We start from the raw sequence: 13,183 nt of genomic DNA on the forward strand, positions 1-13,183 counted from the left end.
GCCCAGCCCGGCGATCCACCCGGCCGCCTCGGCCCGCCGGTCCATCGGGACCACGATGCCGACGGTGCCGTCCACCTCGCCCAGCAGCCGCTCGACCTCGGCCCGGGCCGCCCGGCCCACCTCGGCCTCGGCGGCCACCGAGACGAAGCGCGGGTGCACCCCGGTGGAGCGCACCGCGCGCGGCGACTCCGTCCCGGGCGCGGCCTGTGCCAGCACCCGTGCGGCCACCTCGGCGATCTCGGCCGGGTTCCGGTAGTTGGTGGTCAGCGTGTAGCGGCGGCGCGGCTTCGACCCCAGCGTCTCGTCCATCGCGGCCTGCGCCTCGGCCGGGTCGATCCACGAGCTCTGGGCGGGGTCGCCGACGATGGTCCAGGTCGCCTGGCGGGCCCGGCGGCCGATCATGCGCCACTGCATCGGGGTCAGGTCCTGCGCCTCGTCCACGATCACGTGGGCGTACTCGCTGCGCTCGACCGGGTCCCGCTCGGTGACGCCGCGACGGGTGCGATCTGCGAAGGTGGTGACCTCGTCCAGGCCGGTCAGCAGGTCGGCGGCGTCGACCTCGCGGACCCGGGTCCGGGCCGGCTCGCCGAGCAGCACCCGCAGCTCGTCCAGCAGCGCGACGTCGTGCGCGGTCACACTGCCCCGGCCGGCGTCGTCCAGGTGCTTCCAGGAGGCGGCCAGGAGTCTGGTCTCCTGCTGGTTGAGCGAGCCGCGGGCCTGCCGGGCCAGCTGCCGCTGGTCGCGCAGGGTGGCGAGCACCCGGCGCGGGGTCAGCGGCGGCCACCAGGCGTCCAGGAAGGCCAGGAAGCGCTCGTCGTCGCCGACGTGGTCGTCGAAGGTCTCCCGCTCGCGCTGCTGCTGCTCCCGGTCCGCCCGGGCCGGAGGTGTGGCGCGGAGCGCCTCGTCAGAAGGGTGGTGGTGGGCGACGGGTGGGCCGTTCCGGGGCCTGGTGCGCAGCAGCAGCGACCAGAGGGCGTCCAGCAGCAGCCGGCGGGCCCGGGGACGGAGCAGGTTGATCGGGGTGCCGCCGTTGCCCAGCACGGTGCGGCGCAGGTTGCGCAGCGCGTTGGCGTCCATCCGCAGCACCTCGCCGAGGGCACTGACCCGCAGCTCACCGGGGGTACCGGGGCTGTCCAGGGCGGCCCGGGCGGCGCGGCGCATCAGCGCGGCCATCCGCGAGGAGCCCTTGACCCTGGCCGCCTCGGGGCTGTCGTAGCTGTCCGCCTCGACGCCGTCGACCAGGCTGCCGACGGCGCGGATGGCCACCTGGCCCTCCTCGCCCAGGGCCGGCAGTACGCCCTCGGTGTAGGAGACCAGCAGCGGGGTGGGGCTGACCACCAGGATGCCGCCGGCGTAGCGGCGGCGGTCCTGGTAGAGCAGGAAGGCGGCGCGGTGCAGGGCGACGGCGGTCTTGCCGGTTCCGGGACCGCCGGTGACCAGGGTGGCCCCGGCCGCCTGGGCCCGGATCACGATGTCCTGCTCCTGCTGGATGCTGGAGACGATGTCGCGCATGGTGTGGCTGCGGGCCCGGCCCAGCGTCGCCATCAGCGCGCCGTCGCCGACCACAGCCAGCGGCTCGCCGTCCAGCACCGGCTCCAGGTCGGGGCGGAGCAGGTCGTCCTCGACGCCGAGCACCCGGCGGCCCCGGGAGCGGATCACCCGGCGCCGGACCACCCGTCCGGGCTGCAGCGGGGTGGCCCGGTAGAAGGGTGCGGCGGCAGGAGCGCGCCAGTCGATCACCAGCGGACCGTACTCGGTGTCCAGCACGCCGAGCCGGCCGATGTGCAGGGTCTCGGCGACGGCCGGGTCGGCCGGGTCCAGCGGGGTCTGCGAGGGGAAGCCGTCCTCCTCCGGGCCGTCCGGCTGCTGCAGGTCGATCCGCCCGAACAGGAAGTCCTCGAACTCGTTGTTCAGCCGCTGCAGGTGCCGCCCGGCCCGATAGACCTGGGCGTCGCGCTCGGCGAGCGCGCCGGGGGTGCCGACGAAGGCCTTGCGGCTGGCGTCGCTGAGGATGAACTCGGCCTCCGCCAGCTTCTCCCCCAGGCGGTCGTAGACCCGGTCCAGGTGCTGCTGCTCGACGGCGATCTCCCGATCGCGCAGGCTCTCTGCGTTGTGGCTGGCAGCGGCGGTGTCGCTGGGCGCGGTCAAGAAGGCCCCCTGGGTACGTGGTGTGCGGCGCTCACCCCTCCGTGCGCAAAGGGGGACGGACGATCCTACGTCATCCGTCCCGCCCTTCGGGCCGGTCAGCCGGGGTTCGTGGTCACCGGGGCCCGCCGTCAGCCGGGATCGGGGAACCGCACCGTCGACTCGGACACGGCCGGCCGGTGGAACCGCACCAGCTTCTCGGCCTCGTCGTCGAGGGCCTCCATCTCCTGGTCGTCCAGCTTGGTGTGGGCGCTGACGGTCAGGTCCGCTCCGGCCTTGGTGAAGGAGAGCGTCCAGTGGCCCCGGACCTGGCCGTCCACCAGGAACGCCGCCTTGTAGCCGTTGACCTGGCGCAGCCCGTCCAGGGCCTGCGGGGTGACGATGCGGCTGCGGTCGTAGTGGGCGAGCGTGACGTTGTCGTACTCGGGCAGGAAGCGCGCCGGCGCCGGGGTGTCCGGGTCCGGTCGGGGTGCGTCGGGGAGGTCGAACAGCTCACGGCCGGTGGCCGCGTCCTGGAAAGCGCGCAGTCGCGGGCGCAGCCGCTCGAACACCTCCACCAGCCGGGTCAGCCCCGACCAGGCCTGCGCGTCCAGGACGCCGGCCGGGCCGAAGGCGGCGAGGTAGCGGAGCACCATCGCGTCCGGGGCGGGGTCGGGGTCCAGCGGCCGGCCGAGCCAGTGCTCCAGGGTGGTGGAGGTGGTCTGGCCGCTCTTGCCCCACAGCCCGCGCGGCGGAACCTGCACCAGCGCCAGGCCGTCCCGGATCGCCCAGGCCAGCGTCCCGGGGTCGTGGCCGGGGAAGGCCTCGGCCAGTGCGGCGCCCAGGGCGGCGTTGGTCATCGGCTGCTCCGCCAGCAGTTCCGCCGCGGTCTGCTTGAGCCGCACCGGGTCGATGCCGGACAGCGCCTTGCGGTAGATGTTCTTCCCGTACGGGCCACGGTCGTTGATGACCTGGCAGAGCGGCCGCCAGGCCAGCGCGTCCGCGGCGTCCAGCAGGTGCACGGTGCCGCGCATGGCCGAGACCCGGACCAGGGCCCGCTCGGTCATCAGCCCCGACACCTCCTCCGGGTCGAAGCCGAGCAGCCGGGTCCACAGCCCGACATAGGGCGCCCCCGGCACCTGCGACTGCATCCCGGCCAGGAACCGGACGGTCTCCAGTACGCCCCGCCGCTCCCGCGCCAACAGCAGCTGACGGGCGAGCAGGGCGCGGTTGAGCGAACGGGCGGTCAGCTTCTCGGTGGCCATGGCCGAACCCTAGCTTTCGACGTCGGTCCTGATCACCCCGAGGAACGCCGAAAGCCGCCTCGTCGGATACGACGGACGGCTTGTGACGCATGGGGGGCTGCTCTGCCCAGAAGCAGTGTGGTGGAGGTGGCGGGAATCGAACCCGCGTCCTGTGGTGCAAAACCAGGGCTTCTCCGAGCGCAGTCCGCTGTGCTTTTCTCGGCCCCGGCAGTCACACGGACAAGCCGCCGACGGGCCCAGTCACTGTTTGATTTCCCGCAGCACCCCGTGACCGGGCACTGCGGTGGAGTTCCCTAGATTATGCCAGGGTCCGGGACGGGAACGCGCCCGGTCTGACACCCTTTAGTTACTCGCTCAGGCGGCGAGTACGAGGGAATCGCGCTTGGAGTTGGCGATTATAGTTTGCGACACGTGGTTTACGAGATCATTGCCGCGTTTCTCGGCTCGCTTCCCCTGGATCGACATCCCCAGTCGAAACCGATCACCCCCATGGGGTGCTATTCATTTTTCAAGACACGCTCTCCGTGCTGCGTGCCGTTCCGCGTGGACCTGGGGGGTCCTGCGCAACTCTGTCATCCTACGTCCCCGCCGGGGGGACGGTCCAGCTCATTACCGCTGACGGGGGCGCCGACCGGCGCCGGCCGACGCGGTGTCAGCCCTGGGCGCGGCGGCGCACCGCCGCCAGCGCCCGGTCGGTCTCGCGGCGGTCCTGCTTCTCCCGCAGCGTCTGCCGCTTGTCGTGCAGCTTCTTGCCCTGGGCCAGCGCCAGCAGCAGCTTGGCCCGGCCGTCCTTGAAGTACAGCGACAGCGGGACCAGGGTGAAGCCCGACTCCCGCAGCTTCGCGTCGAGCTTGAGGATCTCCGCCTTGTGCATCAGCAGCTTGCGCTTGCGCCGGGCGGCGTGGTTGGTCCAGGTGCCCTGGGCATACTCCATGATGTGGACGTTGTGCAGCCAGGCCTCGCCGCCGGTGATCTCGGCGAAGCCGTCGATCAGCGAGGCGCGGCCCGCGCGCAGCGACTTGACCTCGGTGCCGGTCAGCACCAGGCCGCACTCGATCTCGTCCAGGATGTTGTAGTCGTGCCGCGCCTTCTTGTTCTGCGCGATGATCTTACGTCCGGGTTCTTTTACCTTGGCCATGATGGGGGCCATTCTCGCACTCCGGGGCGGGTCCCGGCACGGGACTTACTGCGGGTCCGAGGCCGCCAGGTCGTCCAGGACGGTGATCGCGGTGCGCTCCGCCGCCTGCGGTCCCGCGCTCGGCGGGACTGCGACGTCGGGGGTGATGCCGACGCCGTCCAGGTCGCGGCCGGCCGGGGTGCGGTAGTGGCCCACCGTCTGCTCCAGCGTGCCGCCGCCGCGGACCGGGCTGGGCTGCTGCACCGCGCCCTTGCCGAAGGTGCGCGAGCCGATCACCACGGCGCGGTCCCGGTCCTGGAGCGCGCCGGTGAGCAGCTCGGCGGCGCTCATGGTGCCGCCGTCCACCAGCACCACCACCGGCGTGCTGGTGTCGCCGCCGCGCGCCGCGGTGAGCCAGTGGGTGGCGCCGTCCGCCCGGTAGGAGCCGAGCGGGCCGCCGTCCAGGAAGCCGGAGGCGGCCCGGACCGACTCGTCCACCAGGCCGCCGGAGTTGCCGCGCAGGTCCAGCAGGATGCCCCGGCCGCCCGCGGCGGTGCCGCGGGCCCGGACCGCCTCCTCGACCCGGTCGCCGGTGCCGACGGTGAAGGCCGAGACCGCGATCCTGGTGATCCCGGCGGCCGGCCGGTCCACCACCACGTCGTCGGTGTCCAGGAGTTCGCGGCGCAGCTCGACCTGGCGCACCGCGGAACCGCGCCGCAGCCGGAGCACGACGGTGCTGCCGGCGTCCTGGGGGGCGCCGCGCAGCAGCGCGACCGTCTCGGTCACCGGAAGGCCGTCGACCGCGCGGCCGTCGACGGCGAGCAGCCGCTCGCCGACGCGCACCCCCGCCAGGTCGGCGGGACCGCCGGCGGGCACCTTCGAGACCGTGACCACGCCCGCGGAGCTGCGCGCGACCCACAGCCCGACGCCGGTGTAACGGCCGTCCAGCGCCTCGGTCATGGTCGCGTACTGCTGCGGGGTGTAGAACGCGGCCCAGGGGTCGCCGCCCTGCTCCGCCCAGTCGCGCGCGGCCGCCTCACTGCTGAGCCGGATCCCGGGCGGCCGGGGCAGCCCGGTCGGCTGCCCCTCACTGCCCCAGGCCCCGGTCGCCGCGCCGGTGGCGAGCACGGTGCCGAACACCAGGCCCAGGGCCAGGTGCAGGCGGAGATGCGGATAGCTACCGGACATGGCAGGTGAGTCTAGAGGTGCGCGACCGTCGCGAAGGCGCGTACCCGTCAGAACGCCCCGGACGCAGTACAGCGTCCGGGGCGATGGTCTGACGGTGTGACAAGTGCGGCTGCTCAGACCCTCAAGTACTTGCGCAGGGTCAGGAACGCGGCGATCGAGGACATCCCGACGCCCAGTACCAGCATCAGCGGCATGACCTGGAACACCGGGCCCCAGCCGATGAAGTTGATGAGCTGGATCTGGTTCCGCAGGAACCGGTCGATCAGCAGGTACTTGCCGACCGCCAGCATCCCCGACGCAAGGATCGCGCCCACCACGGCCGCGAAGGCGGCCTCGGCGATGAACGGCATCTGCACGTAGTAGTTGGAGGCGCCGACCAGTCTCATGATGCCGGTCTCGCGTTTGCGGCTGAAGGCCGAGACCCGGACCGTGTTGACGATCAGCAGCAGGGTGACCGCCAGCATGATGCCCATCACCACCAGGGCGACCACCTGTGCCCCGTTGAGCAGGTTGAACAGCGGTTTCAGGACCTGGCTCTGGTCCTCCACCTTCATCACCCCCGGCTGTCCGCCCACCATCCCGGTGATGATCTGGTACTGCTGCGGGTCCTTGAGCTTGATCCGGAGCGAGTACTCCATGCTGTCCGGGGTCAGCGAGGCCAGCAGCGGGTTGTTGGGGTCCTGCTTGGTGTACTCGGACAGCGCCTGCGCCGGGGTCTCCGTGTAGATCTTCTCGATCAGCCCGGTCTTCTCCAACTGGGCCTGCACGGAGTCGATCTGGTTCTGCGTCGCCGCGCCGGCGGCGCAGTTCTTGTTCACCGAGCCCTGGTTGGCGTCGGTCTTGTTGCAGAAGTAGACCGAGACCTCGATCTTGCCGTCCCAGTAGCCCTTCATGGTGCTGACCTGGTCGCGCAGGAGGAGCGCCGCCCCCGCCAGGGCAAGCGAGAGCGCCACGCTCACGACGACCGCGATGGTCATCGTCAGATTTCGGCGGAGACCGATTCCGATCTCCGACATGACGAACTGTGCTCGCATGACTTCCTAGCTGGTCGGGACGTCGGCCTGGTGCGGACGCCTGGGGTGCGGTGCGGGTCAGTGCTGGTAGCCGTAGACGCCGCGGGACTGGTCGCGGACCAGGTGGCCCTGGTCCAGCTCGATCACGCGCTTGCGCATCTGGTCCACGATCGCCTGGTCGTGGGTGGCCATCAGCACCGTGGTGCCGGTCCGGTTGATCCGGTCCAGCAGCTTCATGATGCCGACGGAGTTCTGCGGGTCGAGGTTTCCGGTCGGCTCGTCCGCGATCAGCAGCATCGGACGGTTCACGAACGCGCGGGCGATGGCCACACGCTGCTGCTCACCACCGGAGAGCTCACCGGGCATCCGGTCCTGCTTGCCGGCCAGGCCGACCAGTTCGAGCACCTCGGGGACGACCTTGCCGATCACGGACCTCGGCTTGCCGATGACCTCCAGCGCGAAGGCGACGTTCTGCCCGACGGTCTTGTTCGGGAGCAGCCGGAAGTCCTGGAACACCGTGCCCAGTTGGCGCCGCATCTGCGGGACCTTCCAGTTGGACAGCTTGGCCAGGTCCTTGCCCAGGACGTGCACCTCGCCGATGGAGGGTCGCTCCTCACGCAGGATCAACCGCAGGAAGGTCGACTTCCCCGAGCCTGACGAGCCCACCAGGAAGACGAACTCGCCCTTCTCGATCTCGAGCGAGACGTTGTCCAGGGCGGGACGGTTCTGCTTCGGATAGGTCTTGGAGACGTTGTCGAATCGGATCACGGCTGCATCACGGTCGGCCAGTCTAGGTGGAAGGGATGAGGCCGGCTCCGGGTATCCGGAACCTTCACCACCCTCTCGCGGACAGGGACAGGTCTGGTGGCGGAGCTCCACCGCGGGGCGGTGGACAGCTCCCCCGGTTGGCCGACCTTACGCGAACCCGACGCCGACTCGCAGTCGCGCTCACGGAAAGGTGGGGGAGTTCACGGTCAAACGGCATCAAATCGGAATAATCAAGCGTAAGAATCATGGGGACATGCCATCGTGTTCACTCACGGTGATCAGTCCCTGACCATCACGCCCCGCACAGGTTCCGGGGTGAACCGTGCTCCGTTTCGCCGGGGGCGACCGGATCGCGTTCGGCATGGCACAGTGGAGGGAACCCACCCGGCATGGTGTCTCGTTGGGCAGGTCGAAGGAGGAGATCGAAATGACGCTCGACCGTCTGGTGTGCGCCAACTGCGCCGGGCCGGTGGCTGAGGGCCGCTGCCCGACCTGCCGCGCGAGCCGGCAGCGGATGCAGGAGCAGCAGGGTCTGTTCGGCTCCCTCTCCCCCGCCGCCCTGATCGCCCTGCTGGTGGCCCTGGTCGCCTGCGCGCTGATAGCCCGGCACGCCTTCGCCTGAGCCTGATCGCAGCACTGCCCGAGCACGGCACTGGACGGGCCCCCGGAACATGGTTCCGGGGGCCCGTCCAGTTGTCCGCCCGCCCCTCCGCGCCACGCCCCCCGCGGTACGTCCGCTGTCAGGCCGCGTGCCGCGGGGTGCCCGTCCGGGGGCCGAAGCGGAACACCAGGCCGCCCGCGAGCAGGGTGAGGCCGCCGGCGAAGAGCAGCGGGACGCTGTCGTCGGTCCCGGTCTCGGCGAGGGTCTGCCGGGGCTCGGGGGCGCTCGTCCCGGTGCCCGCGGGGGGGCTGCCGCCGGTCCCGGCCGCGGTGCTCGCGGAGGAGGAGGCGGACGCGGCGGCGGTCCCCGAAGCCGTCGAGGAAGCCGTCGAGCTCGCGGAGGGCGCCACCGAGGGCGTCGCGGCAACGGAGGCCGAAACGGCGCTGTCGCCCGCGGCGGCGGACGCGGACGCGCTGCCGCCGCCGCCGGACGCCGCGCTGTCGCTCGCGGCCGGGGCGGCGGCCGCGTCGGACGCGGTGGCACTGGCGCCGGCACTGGCGGAGTCGCCCAGGCCCAGGTCCACGGTGAGGCCGCCGCCCTGCGGCCCGTCGATCACCTTGCTCTGCACCAGGGTGGGCGTGGTCGCGGCCGAGGCCACCCCGCTCACCAGCAGCCCCGTACCGGCCAGTGCCAGTCCCGCTGCGGCGACACGCACCCCACGTGAACGTATGCCGGTGTATTTCTTCCGGTGTCCGCGTCGTGCCATGGCCACAACGGCCCCTCTCGCCACTTCGGGTCCCGCCCTTCTCGGGCATTGCGCGCCAGCATGGTGAATCACCCCCGGCAACGTCAACGGCGATCTGTCCGCTTTCGCGGGCAGATCGCCGTGATCGTTACGAATATTGCCGGAGGTCGGGCGACGACCTATTCGGCCTTCTCGTTCTGCTTGCGCCAGCGGATACCGGCTTCGATGAAGCCGTCCAGCTCGCCGTCCAGGACGGCCTGCGGATTGCCCACCTCGTACTGCGTGCGCAGGTCCTTGACCTGCTGGTACGGGTGCAGGACGTAGGAGCGCATCTGGTTGCCCCAGGAGTTGCCGCCGTCCTTCAGCGCGTCCATCTCCGCCTTCTCCTCCTGGCGGCGCCGCTCCAGTAGCTTGGCCTGCAGGACGTTCATCGCGCTGGCGCGGTTCTGGATCTGCGAGCGCTCGTTCTGGCAGGAGACCACGATCCCGGTGGGGAGGTGGGTGATGCGGACCGCGGAGTCGGTGGTGTTGACGCCCTGGCCGCCGGGGCCGGAGGAGCGGTAGACGTCGACCCGCAGTTCGGACTCGTCGATGTCCACGTGGTCGCTCTTCTCGACGACCGGGAGCACCTCGACGCCGGCGAAGGACGTCTGCCGGCGGCCCTGGTTGTCGAACGGGGAGATCCGGACCAGGCGGTGGGTGCCCTGCTCGACCGAGAGCGTGCCGTAGGCGTAGGGGACCTTGACGCCGAAGGTCGCCGACTTGATGCCGGCCTCCTCGGCGTAGGAGGTGTCGTAGACCTCGGTCGGGTAGCCGTGCCGCTCGGCCCAGCGCAGGTACATCCGCATCAGCCGCTCGGCGAAGTCGGCGGCGTCGACGCCGCCGGCCTCGGCGCGGATGTTGACCAGGGCCTCGCGGGCGTCGTACTCGCCCGACAGGAGCGTCCTGACCTCCATCTCGTCCACGGCCTTGGTGACCGATTCGAGCTCGGCGTCGGCCTCGGCGCGGGCGTCGGCGTCGTTCTCGTCCTCGGCCAGCTCGAACATGACCGAGAGGTCCTCGATGCGGCCGCGCAGGGTCTGCACCTTGCGGAGCTCGCCCTGCAGGAAGGAGAGCTTGCTGGTGACCTGCTGCGCCGCGTCGACGTCGTCCCAGAGGTTCGGAGCGGCGGCCTGCTCCTCGAAGATCGCGATGTCGGCACGGATCTTGTCGAGATCGACCACGGCCTCGATCGACGACATGGTCGTTTCGAGGGACTTGATTGCTTCGGAAGGATCGATGGCTGCCACGGAGCAAGCCTAACGGCTTGCGGGATGGGGGATCGCCTGCCGGTGCCGGGGCGGGGTTCCGAGGGGCTCCACCTGAGTGGTGGGTTGCCGGCGCAGTTCCTCGCGCCCCTTGGGCGCTGCCCGGACACAGGTGATGCGGGCGTACTCAGGTGGTCTGGGTGTAGTGGAGGGTGTTGGCGGGGGTCAGTACGAAGAGGCCGGTGGTGGTCGGGGTGGCCCGGTAGGGGGCCACGGTGCCGGCGGGGGCGGGGGGGTGCCCCGGGTCCAGTTGGCGCTGGTGGCGCTGCCCGCCGCCTCGGTGCCGGAGGCGGCCAGCACGTACTGGGTGCCGCGGGCGGCCTGCACTGCCTGGGGGCCGTCCGGGGCGGTCAGGCCGGTGACCGGCAGTGCCTGGGTCCACAGGCCGTTGGCGCCCTGGGTGCGCAGCACCTGTCCGTCCTGGGCCGCGGCGAAGGCGTCGATCCGGCCGCCGTCCTCGGCCACCAGGGAGGGGGCGCCGGAGACCCTGCCGCCCATCGGCAGCGTCTGCCAGACCGTCCAGGTGCCGCCGGTGTAGGAGCAGGTGGCGAGGTCGGTGCCGATCCTGGCGACCAGGTCCACCCGGTCGCCGGTGACCGCCGCGGCCGGCGCCGAGTCGATCCGGGTGCCGCCGGTGAGCTGTCCCCAGGCGCTCCCGGTCCAGCGGCCGGCGGTGAGGGTCCGCTGGTAGACCAGGCCGTCGGTGCCGCGGGCGAACAGCCGGAGCCTGCCGCCGTCCAGTGCCACGACCGCCGGCGGGCCGCTGACCTGTATGCCGGTGAGCTTGCCCCAGCCGCCGAAGGAGCCGTCGGCGGCGCGGGTCAGGTAGCGGACGTAGCCGTCGGTCCCGGTGCCGAAGAGGTAGGCGGTGCCGTCGAGGCCCACCGCGCGCAGTCCGCCGGCCAGGGTGGCCGGCGGGGTCGGTGCGTCGCTCCAGGACGCCCAGCCGGGCAGTGCGACGGTGGCCGTGGACGGCGCCCGGGTGCTGCCGTCGACGGGGGCCTGCTGCAGGCCGGCGGCCCGGGCCGAGGTGCTGGGGTCGGCCGACGCGGAGCCGGAGGGGCTGCCGCCGGGAGAGCCCGCGGTGCCGCCGCCCTCGCCGGCGAAGGCCTTGTAGGCGCCCAGGGCCCCGGCGGCGACCAGCAGCGCGAGCACGCCGACCAGCAGTCGGCGACGGCGGCGGACATTGCTGCCCGTGGCGCTGCGGCGGACTCCGCTGCGGTGCGGTCCGCCGCGGCGGTGGCTGCTGCCGCCGGAGCCGCTGCGGCCGGGGGCACCCTCCCTGGCGGTGCGCTCCTGGCGGGAGGCCTCCGCGAAGGCGGCCAGCTCCTCGCGGTTGGGGCGGCGCAGGCTGGTGTGGGTGTCCCGGCTGGAGTCCGGCTGGGCGCCGGGCACCAGCGGCACGGCCGGGCCCCGGCGCCGGGCGGCCCCGCGGCGACCGGGGTCGGTGTGCACCGGATCGGACATGTCATAGGTGTCGTCGGTGTCGTCCGCACCGTGCGGGTCGTACCCGTCGTCGTACTCGGCGGAGCGGGGGGAGGCCGCGGCGTCGGGGTGGCTCACGCTGAGCACCGGGAGCCCGGCCAGCGCGGGCAGTTGCTCGCGCAGCCGGGCGGCCAGTTCCGAGGCGCGCAGCCGGGAGGCCGGCGCCTTGGCCAGGCACTGGCCGATCACCTTCCACAGGTCGTCCGGCAGGCCCGGCAGCGGGGCCACGCTCTCGGTGACATGGCGGCGCAGCACCGCGCCGGTGTGGCCGCCGCCGAACGGCGTGAAGCCGGCCAGCAGCTCGTACAGCACCGTGGCCAGGGCGTAGATGTCCACCGCGGCCCGCGGTTCCAGGCCCTCGATGACCTCGGGGGCCAGGTAGTCGGGGGTGCCGATGATCCGGGTGGCGCGGGTCCGGCGGGGGGCGTCGACCAGGCGGGCGATGCCGAAGTCGGAGAGCTTGGCGCGCGGCGCGCCGCCGGGGCCCGGCGAGGAGGCCTGGTCGAGCAGGATGTTCTCGGGCTTCACGTCGCGGTGCACGATGCCGGCGGCGTGGGCGACGGCCAGGCCCTCGGCGACGTCGGCGGCGATGGAGACGGCGGCCTGCGGGATCAGCGGGCCCTCGCGGTCCAGCCGGGAGCGCAGGTCGCTGCCGTGCACCAGCTCCATCACCAGGGCGAGGTCGTCGCCGTCCACGACCAGGTCGTGCACGCCGACCACGCGCGGGTGGTCCAGGCTGGTGAGGGCGGTCCGCTCCTGGACGAAGCGGCCGACCAGGACCTGGTCGGAGGCGAGGTCCTCACGGAGCAGCTTGATCGCCACCGGCCCCTCGGGGCCCTCGCCGAGCCAGACGGTCCCCGCCGAGCCACGGCCGATCACCTGGTGCGCGGTGTAGCGGCTGCCGATCTTGCGTGCCAAGGCTGCTCCGTGCGCGTAGGGCGGATGTCAGCGACCAAAGTACGCGGAATGGGGCCGGATGGGGGAACAGGAACCCCATTGCCGCAGGTCAGATGTCGACAAAGCGTCAATCCTGGCTGCCCGCCGGGCACTTGCCCGGCCCAGGTCGTCAGCGCTTGCTGCCGGGCAGCGAGGGCACCGCGCTGGGGAGGTTGTTCACGTCCTTCTTCACTGTGTTCGCCGTGTCGGTGATGCTCTTCACCCAGTTCACCACCGAGTGGTACCAGGACTCCACGTTGTGGACCCAGTGCTGCATCGGCGTGAAGTACCAGACCGCGATGGCGATCAGCACCAGGACCACCAGCACGCGCAGGCAGCCGCCGCCCGGGATGCGCATCCGACGGCGCGGGCGCCTCGGCTCGCGCTCCCGGCGCGGCTCGGGCTCGCGCTCCGGCTCGCGTCGGGGTTCGCGCCGGGGCGCCGGCCGCTGCGGCTCGGGGCGCGCGGCGGGGGGTTCGGCGCGTCGCTGCGGTGACTGCTGCGGCTCCTGGTAGTCCCCGCTGCCGTACCCGGCCTCCTGGTACGGCGGCGGCTGCCGGTACTGCGGTTGCGGCTGGGGCCGACCGCGGTAGGGCGGCGGGGCGACCTGGGGCTGCTGCTCCGGGCCGGCCTT

Annotated in this window: 10 protein-coding genes, 1 other RNA gene and 1 pseudogene; 1 reads left to right on the plus strand and 11 read right to left on the minus strand. The window is 72.3% G+C overall.

Features of this window, described 5'->3' with window-relative positions:
- From TR46_RS29095 to ftsE, 7 genes are all read right to left on the minus strand, one after another.
- On the minus strand, positions 1 to 2,148 hold a 2,148-nt coding region (locus tag TR46_RS29095), incomplete at its 3' end, for a HelD family protein (RefSeq protein WP_042407046.1).
- A 128-nt stretch (positions 2,149 to 2,276) separates the two neighbouring features.
- Positions 2,277 to 3,389, minus strand: a complete 1,113-nt coding sequence (locus TR46_RS29100) for a winged helix DNA-binding domain-containing protein (protein ID WP_042407047.1) — start codon at positions 3,387 to 3,389, stop codon at positions 2,277 to 2,279.
- Between the two features lie 118 nt (positions 3,390 to 3,507).
- Positions 3,508 to 3,878: a transfer-messenger RNA gene (gene ssrA, locus TR46_RS38925) on the minus strand.
- Positions 3,879 to 4,041: 163 nt separating this feature from the next.
- On the minus strand, positions 4,042 to 4,527 hold the full coding sequence (gene smpB / locus TR46_RS29105; RefSeq protein ID WP_236655564.1) for an SsrA-binding protein SmpB: 486 nt from the start codon (positions 4,525 to 4,527) through the stop codon (positions 4,042 to 4,044).
- A 45-nt stretch (positions 4,528 to 4,572) separates the two neighbouring features.
- Entirely contained in the window at positions 4,573 to 5,694 is a 1,122-nt protein-coding gene (locus tag TR46_RS29110) for a S41 family peptidase (RefSeq protein ID WP_042407051.1), read from the minus strand.
- Between the two features lie 113 nt (positions 5,695 to 5,807).
- Complete coding sequence (ftsX, locus tag TR46_RS29115) at positions 5,808 to 6,728, minus strand: permease-like cell division protein FtsX (protein ID WP_042407055.1); 921 nt, start codon at positions 6,726 to 6,728, stop codon at positions 5,808 to 5,810.
- 57 nt (positions 6,729 to 6,785) lie between these two features.
- A complete protein-coding gene (ftsE, locus tag TR46_RS29120) occupies positions 6,786 to 7,475 on the minus strand; it encodes a cell division ATP-binding protein FtsE (protein WP_042407058.1) in 690 nt (229 codons plus the stop codon).
- Between the two features lie 427 nt (positions 7,476 to 7,902).
- Between ftsE and TR46_RS29125 the strand changes: the two genes are divergently transcribed.
- Entirely contained in the window at positions 7,903 to 8,097 is a 195-nt protein-coding gene (locus tag TR46_RS29125) for a hypothetical protein (protein ID WP_030260626.1), read from the plus strand.
- A gap of 118 nt (positions 8,098 to 8,215) precedes the next feature.
- On the opposite strand, the gene TR46_RS29130 is transcribed toward TR46_RS29125, so the two are convergent.
- The 4 genes and pseudogenes from TR46_RS29130 to TR46_RS42635 all read right to left on the minus strand — a co-directional run.
- Positions 8,216 to 8,791: an LPXTG cell wall anchor domain-containing protein gene (locus TR46_RS29130; RefSeq protein ID WP_042407060.1), complete on the minus strand. Its 576-nt coding sequence runs from the start codon at positions 8,789 to 8,791 to the stop codon at positions 8,216 to 8,218.
- 209 nt (positions 8,792 to 9,000) lie between these two features.
- Complete coding sequence (prfB, locus tag TR46_RS29135) at positions 9,001 to 10,110, minus strand: peptide chain release factor 2 (protein ID WP_042407065.1); 1,110 nt, start codon at positions 10,108 to 10,110, stop codon at positions 9,001 to 9,003.
- Positions 10,111 to 10,293: 183 nt separating this feature from the next.
- On the minus strand, positions 10,294 to 12,531 hold the full coding sequence (locus TR46_RS45610) for a protein kinase domain-containing protein (protein ID WP_084719028.1): 2,238 nt from the start codon (positions 12,529 to 12,531) through the stop codon (positions 10,294 to 10,296).
- A gap of 148 nt (positions 12,532 to 12,679) precedes the next feature.
- Positions 12,680 to 13,183 (minus strand): annotated as a pseudogene (locus TR46_RS42635) (hypothetical protein); the annotation flags it as partial.

The sequence above is a fragment of the Streptacidiphilus carbonis genome (assembly GCF_000787775.1).
GTDB classification, from domain to species: Bacteria; Actinomycetota; Actinomycetes; order Streptomycetales; family Streptomycetaceae; genus Streptacidiphilus; species Streptacidiphilus carbonis.

What these genes read in the sequence shown, in the direction of transcription:
- TR46_RS29100 (WP_042407047.1), bottom strand. Translation starts at nt 3,389, where the DNA reads ATGGCCACCGAGAAGCTGACCGCCCGTTCGCTCAACCGCGCCCTGCTC.
- smpB (WP_236655564.1), bottom strand. Translation starts at nt 4,527, where the DNA reads ATGGCCAAGGTAAAAGAACCCGGACGTAAGATCATCGCGCAGAACAAG.
- TR46_RS29110 (WP_042407051.1), bottom strand. Translation starts at nt 5,694, where the DNA reads ATGTCCGGTAGCTATCCGCATCTCCGCCTGCACCTGGCCCTGGGCCTG.
- ftsX (WP_042407055.1), bottom strand. Translation starts at nt 6,728, where the DNA reads ATGCGAGCACAGTTCGTCATGTCGGAGATCGGAATCGGTCTCCGCCGA.
- TR46_RS29125 (WP_030260626.1), top strand. Translation starts at nt 7,903, where the DNA reads ATGACGCTCGACCGTCTGGTGTGCGCCAACTGCGCCGGGCCGGTGGCT.